The organism is Alteromonas sp. KUL42 (assembly GCF_006538325.1).
Classification (GTDB): domain Bacteria; phylum Pseudomonadota; class Gammaproteobacteria; order Enterobacterales; family Alteromonadaceae; genus Alteromonas.
This window is the reverse complement of record NZ_BJKK01000002.1, coordinates 408171-421509: the sequence shown is the minus strand read 5'-3', so window position 1 is coordinate 421509 and position 13339 is coordinate 408171. Positions and strand designations below refer to the sequence as shown.

11 protein-coding genes are annotated in these 13339 nt (G+C 43.8%); 5 read left to right on the top strand and 6 right to left on the bottom strand.

The annotated features are described in order from the left end of the window. Positions 1 to 5: 5 nt before the first annotated feature. Positions 6 to 1259 (bottom strand): efflux RND transporter periplasmic adaptor subunit, encoded by a 1254-nt coding sequence (locus EYR97_RS04650; protein WP_131092651.1) that lies wholly within the window; start codon positions 1257 to 1259, stop codon positions 6 to 8. Positions 1260 to 1564: 305 nt separating this feature from the next. Here EYR97_RS04650 and EYR97_RS04645 point away from each other — a divergent pair, with 305 nt between their 5' ends. Continuing rightward, positions 1565 to 1852 (top strand): hypothetical protein, encoded by a 288-nt coding sequence (locus tag EYR97_RS04645; RefSeq protein ID WP_131092650.1) that lies wholly within the window; start codon positions 1565 to 1567, stop codon positions 1850 to 1852. 4 nt (positions 1853 to 1856) lie between these two features. Beyond that, positions 1857 to 2456, top strand: a complete 600-nt coding sequence (locus tag EYR97_RS04640) for an MBL fold metallo-hydrolase (RefSeq protein ID WP_131092649.1) — start codon at positions 1857 to 1859, stop codon at positions 2454 to 2456. A 21-nt stretch (positions 2457 to 2477) separates the two neighbouring features. Here EYR97_RS04640 and EYR97_RS04635 read toward each other — a convergent pair whose 3' ends face one another. From EYR97_RS04635 to EYR97_RS04625, 3 genes are all read right to left on the bottom strand, one after another. After that, the gene (locus EYR97_RS04635) at positions 2478 to 3071 is read right to left on the bottom strand and encodes a hypothetical protein (protein ID WP_181409130.1); all 594 of its coding nucleotides are present in this window, start codon (positions 3069 to 3071) and stop codon (positions 2478 to 2480) included. Positions 3072 to 3184: 113 nt separating this feature from the next. Next, the gene (gene gshA / locus EYR97_RS04630; RefSeq protein ID WP_131092647.1) at positions 3185 to 4783 is read right to left on the bottom strand and encodes a glutamate--cysteine ligase; all 1599 of its coding nucleotides are present in this window, start codon (positions 4781 to 4783) and stop codon (positions 3185 to 3187) included. 74 nt (positions 4784 to 4857) lie between these two features. Further along, positions 4858 to 7716, bottom strand: a complete 2859-nt coding sequence (locus EYR97_RS04625) for a pitrilysin family protein (RefSeq protein WP_131092646.1) — start codon at positions 7714 to 7716, stop codon at positions 4858 to 4860. Positions 7717 to 8043: 327 nt separating this feature from the next. Here EYR97_RS04625 and EYR97_RS04620 point away from each other — a divergent pair, with 327 nt between their 5' ends. The 3 genes from EYR97_RS04620 to EYR97_RS04610 all read left to right on the top strand — a co-directional run bounded on the left by EYR97_RS04620 (position 8044) and on the right by EYR97_RS04610 (position 10612). Beyond that, positions 8044 to 8616, top strand: coding sequence for an Hpt domain-containing protein (locus EYR97_RS04620; protein ID WP_131092645.1), 573 nt, complete (start codon positions 8044 to 8046; stop codon positions 8614 to 8616). A gap of 134 nt (positions 8617 to 8750) precedes the next feature. Next, positions 8751 to 9671 carry a pseudouridine synthase gene (locus EYR97_RS04615; RefSeq protein ID WP_131092644.1) on the top strand — a complete coding sequence of 307 codons (921 nt, stop codon included), beginning with the start codon at positions 8751 to 8753 and terminating at the stop codon, positions 9669 to 9671. After that, positions 9668 to 10612: a ketopantoate reductase family protein gene (locus EYR97_RS04610; RefSeq protein ID WP_131092643.1), complete on the top strand. Its 945-nt coding sequence runs from the start codon at positions 9668 to 9670 to the stop codon at positions 10610 to 10612. The genes EYR97_RS04615 and EYR97_RS04610 overlap by 4 nt, the downstream gene beginning before the upstream one ends. Here EYR97_RS04610 and lysS read toward each other — a convergent pair. Then, the gene (lysS, locus tag EYR97_RS04605) at positions 10594 to 12156 is read right to left on the bottom strand and encodes a lysine--tRNA ligase (RefSeq protein WP_131092642.1); all 1563 of its coding nucleotides are present in this window, start codon (positions 12154 to 12156) and stop codon (positions 10594 to 10596) included. The two genes, EYR97_RS04610 and lysS, sit on opposite strands and share 19 nt — an antisense overlap. Before the next feature lie 24 nt (positions 12157 to 12180). Next, positions 12181 to 13279 (bottom strand): peptide chain release factor 2 gene (gene prfB / locus EYR97_RS04600; protein ID WP_131092641.1). Its coding sequence is split into 2 segments (ribosomal slippage): positions 12181 to 13203 and positions 13205 to 13279, totalling 1098 coding nucleotides; the frame shifts between segments, so codons are not numbered across the junction. Positions 13280 to 13339 lie beyond the last annotated feature (60 nt).

The window sequence follows — 13339 nt, the reverse complement described above, 5'->3', positions numbered from 1 at the left end:
TTGTCTTATCTCAGCAACACCGATGGTGCCTGCTTGAATCTGTCGTAGTTGGAAGTGATGATTTCATCGCCTTCCTGTAAACCTTCTAAAATCTCAACTTCGCGCATACTGGTCGCGCCAATTTGAATAGCTATTTTTTGCGCAATATCTCCGCGTATAAGGTATGCAGTGTTTCCACCGGCTTGTAAGAAGCTTCCTCGGGCCACTTTGAGTACACCCGTTTTATTTTCCAGTAGAATACGTGCCGATACTTGTTGGTTCTGACGAATAGATTGAATGCTGTTTTCAGGAAAGCGAACCCGCGCAGTTACTTGTCGTTCAACAACTTCAGGCGAAATAGATGCCAATTTCCCCATAATTGTTTGGCCATTTACCGTTAGCTCAACATCCATCCCAATACCTATGTCACCGGCATAGCTCTCGGCAACTGATAACTGAGCTTCATAGGCAGAGAGGTCAACTAATGTCATTAAAGGCTCGTTTTTGTCCACTAGCGCATTGGGTGTAGTTAATACATTACCCACAACGCCGGACACACTGGCTTTAATGTGCAGGTTATCAAGTTGTCGCTCCAGCTCTTGTACCACTAACATTTGACGCGACACTTTTTCCTTCGTTGTTTGAAGTTCAAAGGCCAGGGTGTCTTCGGCCAGTTCAATTTCGCTCATCGCGTGTTTGTGAGTAACTTGTGCACGCGCCAGATCATCTTGTGCTTTTTCAAAATCAATTTGGCTAATGAGGTTATTCTTTATGGATAACGCTGCGCGTTTGTCCTCGCGGATAGCTGCATCAAGCTCGACTTTTGCTAAATCAGCTTGTTTGTTTAACAGCAGTGTTTGCCGTCTAACATCAAGCTCTTGTCTTGCCAAGTCACTGCGCAAACTAGCAAGTACCAGTTGCTCTTGTTTAAGCGCACTTTGCAATTCAGGAGACTCGACAATGGCAACAATGTCCCCCTCGCTGATGAAGTCGCCTGCCATCACGTTTAGTGAAACATAACCTTGCTCAGGGCTATAAACTTGGGGTGCATTTGCCGCAATAATTTTACCTGTTGTAATAATGTCGCGAACTAAGTTACCCTTTGAAACGGTATGTACTTTCAGCGATTCTCTTTCTATTGAAATATCCGCTGCGGGTGACGACGCCAATACATACCCCAACCCACCCAAAACAAAGACAGACGCCAAAGACAAAATCCAAAGCTTTGTTCTTCGTTTGGGTTTTACAACAACATCTTGTTTACTAGTATCTTGAATCATCGTTTTTCCCAGCCAAATGTGGTTTCAACATTGGCGAGTATCACACCAAAGGCAAACACCAAGATTGGGAGGCTGATATAATGAAGCAACATCATCATGACAAATTCTCTTTATACGTTAATGAATAGCCGTACTAAATAAAGTACATATATAAAACGAAATACGAATTACATGCCAACATTTAATCTATTGAATTATATGCAATTTAATAAAAAACCTTGTTAAGAAGTGTCCGGGTCGGACACTTATTTCTGTCCGAACTCTACGCGGACACAATGCTCAGCAATAAAAAAAACGCGTAAATAATGATGATCAATACTGAGAAAGACATGGGGAATTACATTGTGAAGAAAGTACTGAGTGTAGTTTTGTTTAGTGCAGCTATGCTTTGTGCATTACTATCGTTATCTCAAGTTAAGGCGCATCAAACGCATGAAAATACACATCAGGTAAATGAAGATAAACAAGGCTCAGCCCATTATTTAGGTAATGAAGCGTTACTTGTAATTCACGGTGGGCATAAGGTACTTTTTGACCCTTTTTTTACACAACGACTTCGGATTTTATCAAAAAGTACCCGAACACTTACGTGAAAAAATGTTTAAAGGCATAGCGCCATTTAATGATATCGACGTCATAGTGATAAGCCATGCCCATGAAGATCATTTTTCTGCAGAAGATATTGTTACGTATCTAAACCAATTCCCTCAGGTAACCCTAGTTGGTCCATCTCAGGCTATAGCGCAAATACAAGCACACACCGACAATGCCAGTGTTACGAATAGGCTTCTCGGTGTCAGTATGTCCTTTGGTGATGCTCCATGGCAAAAAACAGTAAAGGGGATACAATTTGACGCGGTACGCATTCCACATGCTGGCTGGCCAAGACGTGCTGATGTTGAGAACATGGTGTTTCGATTGGCATTTGATGATACCAATTCGGTGATCCATATGGGGGATGCTGATCCACTTACTTCACACTATGTCCCATACAACGCACTGTGGGACGCAAGCAAAACAAAACTGGGCTTTCCTCCCTATTGGTTTCTTACCAGTGCAGAAGGGCGTTACATACTTAACGATATCATGCACATTGAAGAAACCGTGGGCGTCCATGTTCCCCTCAACATTCCCGCCTTGCTTGAACAATCAGGGAAAGCTTTTTTTAATCAGCCGGGCAGTATTAAAACCTTTTAATTGTATGTTTGCGTTTAAGTCTTAACTGAACAGCTTCATAAACCAACCTTTTTGAAGGTCTTCTTCACAGGTTTTAAGTTGCGTGGCGTAGCGCAAAGAACGCGCTTTCACTTTTGAGGCTACCTTTTTTAACCACGGTTTTTTATCGTAAGAACGACGCTTATAGCCCCCCCACCCTTCATGGTAATTGAGGTATTGCGCATATGCATCCCATTTAGATACGCCATTTACCTTTTGTGACTTGTGGATGAACCAGCCCATAAAGTCAATGGCATCTTCGAAATCGTCTCTATCAGCACCGCTATTACCCGTTTCTCGCACATAATCAGCCCATGTAGGTGTTTTAGCTTGAGAATACCCATACGCTGAACTCACGCGTCCCCACGGGATCATGCCAAAAAACACGTAATCACGGGGCGGCAATGCATCATGCCTGAACGAACTTTCTTGATACATCATGGCCATCGGCACGTGAATTGGCACCCCCCATTTATCACGAGCATCCGCGGCCGCGTCGTACCAGTCGTCTTTCTCGTAAAATATTTCGCACAGATTGCTTATATCTTTTGGGGGTGTGGTGGCACACCCCGCGATGAAAAGAGGAAACAGGACGATAAAAGTTGATAAAAAAACTAACCAATTTTTTGAACTTTTGGTTCATAGCTTGTCTTAATTAATGTTCTAGTAAAGTGTGTGTTTCCCTGGAACCCTTCGATGCCTGACCCTTGTCAGGCATTTTTTTTAGCTGGCGGTTCTGCAAAATAATCACGAATAAAGGTGTCAAAGTCTTTGCTATCAGCGGCTTCAATTTCTTGTTGCGCGCTAAATGAAGCATCTGCTTGCTCAACAAACCCACTCGCATCTGTATAGCTGTAAGCAAAAGCTTTCATTTCGCTTTGATACTTTTCAGCCAATTCTAAGCCCAATGTACCATTGTCTTTGTTGTGCTGTAGCAATTCATTTAGCAACCGTCCCGATGGCGTTAGATCTGGATTATGTATTTTCTCAAGCTCAACACTCACCGCTTCGCTATAACGCGCCGTTTCATTGGCTTTATCGAGTAATGCTGCAGCTTGTTTGAAATAACCGAATAACTCATCACACCATACACGCAGGGAAACTTCATCTCCATTTCGCAAAAGCTGCAACGCAGGATCTCGTCCTTCAAGCACCACCTTGTTCATATTTTCTTTTGCTTCGTTTATCTGCGCCTCGTCCAAGTCAGCACTCGGTATCAGCAAACAGGCAAGTAAAAACACGTCTAGAAAATCAAACTGCGTTTGTGAAATCCCAATCGGTGAAAACGGGTTAACGTCTAAAGCGCGAACTTCAATGTAATTCACCCCCCTTCTCACCAATGCATCTGTGGGTTTTTCCATAGATTGGGTAGGCTGTTTAGGGCGAATTGGCGAGTAAAGCTCATTTTCAATCTGAATGATGTTTCTGCTAAGTTGTTGGTAGTTCCCTTCTTCACCAGCAGCGAACTGACTGAATCGCGTTGAAGGTGTGCTCATTGCACCGCGCAGCAAACGCACATAGTTGTCTAATTCGTTGTAACATATCTTAAGTGACGATTGCTCTGCACTGGTGTATCCCAAATCACTCATTCGTAGTGACGTGGCATAAGGCATATAAACAGTACCTTTACCGACCTTTTTGAATGGCAGAGCATGTTCTTTACCTTTTAAGAACGAACCACAAAGTGCTGGCGATGCACCGTACAAGTAAGGTATTAACCAACAAAGCCGACGATAGTTTCTAATTAGTCCGAAGTAATCCGCAGAAGTCTGCTCTTGCGAATGCGCATTGCCATTTAGTTCTGACCAAAGTTCCCAAAAGCTATCTGGAAATGAGAAGTTAAAATGCACACCAGCAATGGCCTGCATCATACTGCCATAACGATTTTTAAGACCAATACGATAAACACGTTTCATCTTCCCAACATTCGATTCGCCAAAATAGGCAATGGGGATGTGTGCTTCATCGTCAATAAAACAAGGCATACTCAATGGCCAAATTTGCTCATCGCCAATATTGTCGATTACAAATTTGTGAATATCTTTTAACTGCGCCACTGTCTTGGCAGCACTATTTTCAGGTGGCGTGATGAATTCTAGAAGCGACTCAGAAAAGTCAGTGGTAATAGACTCATGTGTCAGCGCCGAACCTAGGGGTCTTGGGTGCGGCGTTTGAGCTAGTGTACCATTGGGGTTGATACGCAGAGTTTCTCTTTCCACACCGCGTTTAATATCTTTAAGCGCATTAAGAAATGCAGAGGACTGTAGCGCGTCAATACGCGCTTCGAAACGGGCTGAGTTTGCAGTCAAAATGATGGTCCGTTATGTCATTACTGCCCCCTGTTATGGGGGGCAATCCTATAAATTCAACAAAAATCAATTAATCAGTTTAACGTTTCTCGGGTGTTTTGCTCTACTGACAACTCGATAATTGGTACTGATAACGCGCTCAACTGAGGCAGAACCTTAGCTTTATCGCCTACTACAATAATTTGCATCTTGTCCATATTCAAATATTGCTTTGCTAACGCGTCAATTGTGGCTTTATCAATGCTGTTAATAATGTCTAATTGCTCGTTGCGATACGTTTTATCTAGGTCGTAACTTAACAACTGTCTCAAAAAGCGCGCTTTGCTGGTTGGGGTTTCAAACTCCAATGCATCACTCAATGTAAATGCATTGCGCATAAATGCAATTTCTGACTCGTTGACGCCTTCGATGCGATAGTTTTCAATTTCTTTGAAAATCTCTGTTATCCCTTGCGCCGTGCTATCCGCGTTCAAGTCTGTACTTACTTCAAACCAACCTAGCGTTTTACCGCCAATAAAGCCACTGTTGGCACCGTAAGTAATACCTTTGTCTTCGCGTAAATTCAGATTGATGCGACTGTTAAACGCACCGCCTAAAGGGAAATTCATCAGACGTGTTTTAAAGTATTCTCCCGTTGCATCAAAAGGAAGGCTTCTTTCAACAATGTATACCACTGATTGAACAGCTTGTGGGCTATCCACAAAGAAAAGGTTCGTTTTATCGTATTCAGGAAACGCGTTGTAATCAGTGAATTCGTAATCTTCACCTTGCCACTTACCGACAAAATCTATGGCTTTTAGCATATCATTTTTAGATAGGTTTCCTACCACAACCATACTTGCTTTGGCCGGGGAATAGTAGCGTTCATAGAACGCCTTAATATCATTGAGGGTAATATTTTGAACGCTTTGCAACGTGCCCTCATCAGGTAAGCTCACTCTATTTTCTTCACCAAACAGCACTAGGTCTCTTGCGCGACGGGCTAAACTTGATGGTGTCTTTGCTTGTTGTTGAAGCCCTTGAATGACGCGCTCTTTCATGCGCGTAAAGTCATCTTCACTAAAAGCTGGGTTAAAGAGCTTTTCTTTCAGTAGCTCTAGCGTTGCATCAAGGTGTTTTGTTAGTGTTGATACATACACCTGTGTGTATCTTCCTGCAGTACTGAAACTTATTGAACTCCCCAATTTTGAAAGCTCATTTGCCAATGCCTCGTTGGTGTAGTTTTGGGTAGTCTCGTTCATTAATAGCGCGGTAAGGTAAGCCGTACCCGCTTTGTTTTCTGGGTCGAGCAACATGCCGCCGTCTAAACCAAGCGTGAGCGTCACAGTTGGTGTCTCATCGCTCGTTACCCCCAGTATTTCAATTCCATTTTCTAAAGACGCTTTCCAATAGTCAGGCACTTCCACCACCGGCGCTTTACCCGCTGCTGGAACTTTGCTTCTATCAAAACTCGAAGGTGCACTGGTAAACGTTTCTTCCTCTACCCGACCTTCATTTTCTTCAGCTTGCGGAGCAGGGATATTGCGAACAGGTCGTTCAAAGTTTTGGGGGGCTGCGGCAAGGGCGATTTGTCCTTTGGGAACGACGCTTAACACCACACTGTGTGCGTCTTTGATATATTGCTTATACACTCGCATTACATCTTCGGCAGTTACCGCATTGTAACGCGCGATATCTTGCGCAATCAGGTCTGGAGTTTGATGGAATGTCTCATTCGCAGCAAGCTCAGATACCTTACCCGAAACACTTTGTAACCCAAACACGGTTCTTGCTTCAATTTGTCCTTTGGTACGTGCTAAATCATCACTTGTCACTCCACGAGTTTCAAACTCTGCCAGCGTCGCTTCCAATATGTTTTGCAATTGCGCTAATTGGTTAACTTTTGAAGGGTTCGCTAACGCCAAAAGCTGAAACTCACACGCTAACTCTCGACAAGGATGAGAGACAACCGCTTGTACTGCCATACCTTGCTTAACTAAATTTTTGTAGAACAGCGAGGTTTTCCCACCACCTAAAATGTCTGCGAGTACGTCAAGAGGCGCTTCATCTTCATGACGTGCATATACCGTTGGATACGTAATTTGCAGAAGTGGCAAATGAACATTATCTTCAAGGGTCACATACCGGGTTTCATTAAGGGTAACAGGTTGCGGTTGAGGCTCTTCTACCTCAGGACCAGCAGGAATTTCACCAAAATACTGTTCTATCAATGCCTTAGTTTGCGCCACGTCAATATCACCACCTATGGTTAGAACCGCATTATTTGGCCCATACCAACGTTTAAAGAAAGCTTTAAGGTCATCTACGTTTACGCGATCTAAATCTTCCACATACCCTATGGTTAACCAAGAATAAGGATGACCTTCTGGATATAAGGCTTCGCCATTTAGCTCAAACCGCAATCCATATGGCTGATTGTCTACCCGCTGAGCACGTTCGTTCTTAACTGTCTCGCGCTGATTTTCAAATTTTTCTTGATCAACGGCGTCGAGTAAATACCCCATTCTGTCTGATTCTAGCCATAGTACTTTTTCAAGTTGGTTAGCGGGTACCGTTTCAAAATAGTTAGTTCTGTCAGTATTAGTTGTACCATTCAAGTTCCCACCGGCTTCTGTAATCACTTTAAAGTGTTGCTCATCAGCCACGTGTTTTGAACCTTGAAACATCATGTGCTCAAAGAAATGAGCAAAACCAGATTTACCCACCTCTTCTCTTGCTGATCCCACGTGGTAGGTCACGTCTACGTGAACCAAAGGATCAGAATGATCTTCGTGAAGAATAACCGTTAGGCCGTTGTCCAACGTGTACTTTTCGTAGGCAATTGATACTGAATTAACATCGGCGGTTTGTTCCATTTGCGTGCGCTGACACGCAGAAACCAGAACCGCACCCAGTACTAATATAAGTGCACGAGTAGCCAGCTTTCCTGACATATTTTTTCCTTTTATTTTTTTCATCGACAGCGAGGCCTTGTGAGTTTTGACATTTAAATTTAACACCAAGGGCCAATAGATCCTGAGAACCCAAATGGATTACTCTTACAGAATGCTGGAAGACTACCAAACTTTTTTGCGCTTTACTTGCGTTGACGTTGCTTTGATTGTGTTAATTTATGTATTTGTGAAATACACTTAAGTAAAAGAGTGTTTGGTTAGTAAGTTCAATGCTACTCAAAATCGTTGAACGAATGAGTTCAAAAGCTCAATAGCTTCTCTTGAATTAAAAAGAGAATCGGAAAATGTGTTAATAAGGAAACATGCATGGAAAATTCAACAACTGTGTTAGACCTTGATTTTGGCATGTCACAATTAAGCGGGAATAAAAAACTGCTGTTCACGCTATTAGAGAAATTTTCCGAGGAATACCGCTCTACCGAAGCGAAGTTGCAATCCATGGTTGAGCAAAATGAGTTCAACGAGGCTTATTCCTTAGTACACACTTTAAAAGGTGTTACGGGTAACTTGGGACTTTTTGCTTTGCACAATGCGTCTAAACCCGTGGAAAGCTGTTTTAGAAATGAACAGCGCCTTTCTGACAATTATGAAAGCTTTCTAAGTACGTTAAATGAAACCATAGCCGCTGTTGATGCACTGACAGGTGACGCGTCTGGTGATAGTGAACAAGCCAGCGAGCCCCAAAACGATAGCGCAGCTGCACAGCAAGCTAAGAAACAACTGCTTGCTGCATTAAAAGCCAGTGAGTTTATTTCTCAAGAAAAGCTGGATGGATGGATTGACTCAATCGGGCTAGCAGACCCGAAACGCTCAGCCATAATTGACGCTGTTGACGAATTGGATTACGAAGCAGCTATTGCAGAATTAGAGTCAATTTGACGTTGTATAAGAGTCATAAGAGTCAATAGAACCAAGACAAGCACGACGCATAAACAATCGCACTCGTGCTTCTTTGCGAATGCACAAAGTTCAACCACCGCTAAACAGTTATACAATAAAATCAAAAGGCAGCTATGCACGCTATTCCCATCTTGTTTGAGAATGACGATATCATCATTGTCAATAAGCCTTCTGGTATTGGCATGCACAACGCTGCCGATAGCCACCGTTTCAAAAGTCCCACTAACGAAAATTCAGCAAGTCGTTCAACTAGCAGCACTGCGTTAAAAAACCGAGACCCTGAAAGTTTGGGGGAAGAAGATTGGGGCCCAGAAGCTCGGTGCACTGAAGATCAGGGTATAGTCACAAGGCTTAAAGCACAATTAAATCGTTCGGATTTGTATTTATGTCACCGCTTAGATACAGGTACCTCTGGCTGTTTATGTTTGGCGAAATCACCACAGGCCGCAGCCGAGGTTGGAGAGTTATTTGCTTCACGGCAAGTCGTCAAGTTCTATCTGGCGCTAAGCCAACATAAACCCAAAAAGAAACAAGGCAGTGTTATCGGCGATATGAAGAATCGCCGCGGCGGTCAGCGCATCTTATTAAAAAGTACAGAAAAGCCTGCCATTACGCAGTTTTTCAGTCATGCTGCGAAACCTGGTACTAGAGGATTTGTCGTCAAGCCTTACTCAGGGCAAACTCATCAAATTCGCGTTGCATTAAAAAGCGTGGGTGCACCTATTCTTGGTGATGAATTATACGGCGGCGCATCTGCTGACAGGTTGCATTTGCACGCGTGGCAACTTCATTTACCTTTTTCCACTGGTACCATTGTGGTTACAGCAGACGTAGATGACGGCGAAGGTTTTACACACGATGTGGTGAAACAATGGCTATCGTCTTTGCCTGAACCAACTCGCTATCCGTGGCCCACTATTCCCACACGCTATACCTCAATGCGAGAAAGTGACGACGCTCACAGCACAAAAGAAGCGCAACAGCATAAAAACAAACATGGTAAGTCAAACGAAAATACCGAGACCTCTCAATGAGCCATCTTCATATTGTCGGCTCAGGTGCTATTGGGAGCTTATTGGCAGCGGGAGCACAACAGCGCTCAGTGACTTACAGTCGCTACCCTCGTAATATAACAACCGTCCCTTCCTACGTACGTTGGATAGACGACAAACAGGTCCCCTTAGAGCCACCTAAAACCGACTTAACGCCTTTACACAGCGATGACATCTTGATTTTTCCTTTAAAGGTTCATCAATTAGAAGTGGCGCTTAACACTTGGAAACCCTTCTTGATAAACAAACCCGTGATAGTGCTTATGCACAATGGCATGGGCGGCCAAGAGATAGCATACTCACTACTTGGTAGTGATTACCCACTCATGCTGGCAACCACCAGTCACGGTGCATTGAAGTGTAGAGATCAGCAAGATAACACATATGTGCGCTATACCGGCAAAGGCACTACACAAATAGGTGTGCCAAGCGAAAGTACAAAGATCAGTTCTAGCCTACCTACTTCAGTAATAGACAAGGTTGTTACACTACTAAACACAGTCTTACCTAACGTTGAGTTGGCTGATGACATAGTAAAAGCCTTGTGGAATAAGCTGTCAGTTAACGCTGTTATCAACCCGGTCACGGCATTAAACGGTATCCAAAATAAGCGCGTTGTAGACGATCAATTTAGTTATTTACGTCAGGCGATTTGTGAAGAATTTGTGGAAGTTGCAGCGGCCTGTGGTGTTTCGTTTAATGTGGAGCAGGTGCATGCTAATGTGTTAGCAGTTGCCAATGCAACAGGTGAAAACTACTCCAGCATGCATCAGGATGTTATGCACCAAAGAGTCACTGAGATAAATGCGATCAACGGTTACCTTGTGACGCAAGCAAAGAAAAAGGGTATTCACGTCCCCGTAAATACCCTTTTAACAGAAAAGATCAATGCGCTTAGTGACAATTATTCGTCTTCGCCCTGACTCTCTTTTGATACTTGTGGCTTCATGTGCGGGAACAAGATAACGTCTTTAATGGTAGAGCTATCTGTAAATAGCATCGCCAAACGATCAATGCCAATACCCTCACCCGCTGTTGGCGGTAAGCCGTATTCTAGTGCGCGAATATAGTCATCATCGAAGTGCATAGCTTCATCGTCGCCCGCATCTTTCTCTTCAACTTGTTTCGCAAAACGCTCTGCTTGATCTTCAGGGTCGTTAAGCTCACTGAAGCCATTCGCAAGTTCGCGACCGCCTACGAAGAACTCAAAACGGTCTGTAATAAATGGATTTTCATCATTGCGACGGGCAAGTGGTGACACTTCCCACGGATACTCGGTAATAAAGGTAGGCTGAATAAGCTTCTCTTCTGCTGTTGCTTCGAAGATTTCACACAAATACTTACCCGCGCCCCAAATGCCATCAACCTCAGGTTCTTTGATATGTAGCTGCTTTGCCATTGCTTTTAGTGCGTCTAAATTCGCTTCTGGATCGCGAATAGCCGCTTCATTAGCTTCAGGCCAATACTTAAGAATAGCTTCGCCCATGCTCAAGCGGTCAAACGGCTTACCAAAGTCATATTCAACTTCGGACGTTACATTGCCTTCAGAATCTTTCGTGGTATTTTTGATAACCGTCGTACCGAGAATGTCTTCAGCCAATGTGCGAAGCATATCTTCAGTAAGGTTCATCAAGTCATTGTAGTCAGCATACGCTTGGTAGAACTCAAGCATAGTAAACTCAGGGTTGTGACGGGTTGATAAACCTTCGTTACGAAAATTTCGGTTAATTTCAAACACACGCTCAAAACCACCTACCACAAGACGCTTAAGGTAAAGCTCAGGCGCAATACGCAAGTACATGTCGATATCTAACGCATTGTGATGTGTAACGAAAGGCTTCGCCGTCGCGCCACCTGGTATAACCTGTAGCATTGGCGTTTCAACTTCAAGATAATCACGCTCTGTTAGGTATTTGCGAATACCATTAACAATTTTGCTGCGGATCATAAAAGTTTTGCGCGTTTGCTCGCTGGTGATCAAGTCTACATAACGCTGGCGGTATTTAGTTTCTTGGTCGCTCAATCCATGGAACTTTTCAGGTAATGGACGAAGTGCTTTAGTGAGCAGTTCGTATTGCGCCATGTTCACATACAAATCGCCTTTGCCAGATTTGTGCAAGTCACCCGCCACACCAATGATGTCGCCGATATCCAATGCGCCATATTTGGCCTTAAGATCTTTTTGCGTATCTTTGTCAGCATAAGCTTGAATACGGCCCGTCATATCTTGTAGCAACAAGAATGGACCACGTTTCGCCATAATACGGCCAGCAATGCTTACCTTGTTACCTTGCTCTTGCAAGGTTTCTTTGTCGATTTCACCGAACTTAGCTTGAAGTTCATCAGCGTAGTTTTCACGACGGAAGCTGTTTGGGAAGCCATTTGCACGGCACTGTTCGCGAATAGCGCTTAGCTTTGCACGGCGCTCTGCAATCAATTTGTTATCGTCAGTTTGTTGGTCAGTCATAACCTTGTCACTTCGTAGTTCGGTTTACAGCCCAGATTTCAGGCTGGCTTGAATGAATTTGTCCAAGTCGCCATCTAGAACGGCTTGAGTGTTACGTGTTTCCACGCCTGTGCGCAAATCTTTAATGCGAGAGTCGTCTAATACGTAAGAGCGTATCTGACTTCCCCAGCCGATATCTGACTTGCTGTCTTCCATCGCTTGTTTTTCGGCGTTTTGCTTTTGCAGTTCAAACTCATAAAGTTTGGCTTTTAGCTGCTTCATCGCCTGATCTTTATTCTTGTGCTGAGAGCGGTCGTTCTGACACTGCACAACAATGCCTGTTGGCTCGTGCGTAATACGCACCGCAGAGTCTGTTCTGTTTACGTGCTGACCACCAGCGCCAGATGCGCGATAAGTGTCAATTCGCAAATCAGAAGGATTGATTTCAATATCAATATCATCATCGATTTCTGGGTATACAAACGCCGAAGAGAATGACGTGTGACGGCGGTTACCCGAGTCAAATGGCGACTTTCTCACTAAGCGATGCACGCCTGTCTCGGTGCGCAACCAACCGAACGCATATTCGCCCTGCATACGAAGCGTGGCACTTTTAATTCCAGCAACTTCGCCTTCAGATACTTCGATAAGTTCAGTTTTAAAGCCGTGCGCCTCGCCCCATCGCAAATACATGCGCAATAACATATTTGCCCAATCTTGTGCTTCTGTACCACCAGAGCCTGACTGAATATCAATATAGCAGTCATTCTCGTCATTGGGGCCTGAAAACATGCGACGAAATTCAAGCACTTCCAATTGCTCGATTAGGCCTTCAAGTTCAGTTTGCGCTTCATTAAAGGTATCTTCATCTTCTGCTTCAACAGCAAGTTCCACAAGACCTTCAACATCTTCACTACCTTGGTCGAGCTTGTGGATAGTTTCAACTATTTGCTCAAGGGCAACTTTTTCTTTGCCAAGTGCCTGTGCTCTGTCTGGCTCGTTCCAAACATCAGGGCTTTCTAATTCTCGGCTAACTTCTTCCAAGCGCTCTGACTTTGCATCAAAGTCAAAGATACCCCCTAAGCGCGTCAGTGCGCTCGCGAATATCTTTTATCGCATTGATAACGGGATTTATCTCAAACATAGTCCGCTTATTTCTCAAAAAATTTAGACCGCGGATAGTACCGAATTTATGGGAATTTTG